A 625-nucleotide genomic window follows, 5' to 3' on the forward strand; every position below is an offset into this window, starting at 1 on the left:
ATGACTACATTCGGCGAGCCATGCCCCCCTCAGCACCTTTTTCTTTGAGTAGTAATGAAATCTACGCACTTTGCGCTTATATTTTAAATCAGGATGATATACTCGAGAACGATGTGGAACTCAATGAAGTCACACTACCTCAGGTAAAGATGCCTAATCGGGATGGGTTTTCTCCCATCTATCCAAACAAACGCTGAAATAATTTAAGGATCTGTCTATGAGCCCACGTTACGCATGTACTGCTAACCCCGCCCCGGAATTATTCGACACTGAAAAACTGGGAATGAATAGCGATGCTCTCATCAAAGATTTCAAACGTTATTACGGTACACACTTAGCTCAGGATAAAGGCTGTGCTTCGGGTCATTATCTCTATTCGTCATTAGCACTGACATTAAGAGATCGCCTGTTCAACCGAATGAAACACACCAAGCACACCTATGCAGAAAAGCACTGTAAACATGCTTATTACTTATCAATGGAATTTCTGATGGGCCGAGCCATGGGTAATGCCGTGCTCAACTTAGGCCTGGAAAAAGAAACGACCAAAGCATTGAATGAGCTGAATTTGGATTTTGAAAACCTGATTGAAATGGAACATGACGCCGGTCTCGGTAATGGTGGC

At 43.2% G+C, this 625-nt stretch carries 2 pseudogenes; both read left to right on the forward strand.

The features are described 5' to 3' along the window. Positions 1 to 197 (forward strand): annotated as a pseudogene (locus B4K20_RS04480) (cytochrome c); the annotation flags it as partial. A gap of 20 nt (positions 198 to 217) precedes the next feature. After that, positions 218 to 625 (forward strand): annotated as a pseudogene (locus tag B4K20_RS04485) (glycogen phosphorylase); the annotation flags it as partial.

It is taken from the genome of Methylophaga sp. UBA5088, from assembly GCF_002414625.1.
Lineage (GTDB): Bacteria > Pseudomonadota > Gammaproteobacteria > Nitrosococcales > Methylophagaceae > Methylophaga > Methylophaga marina.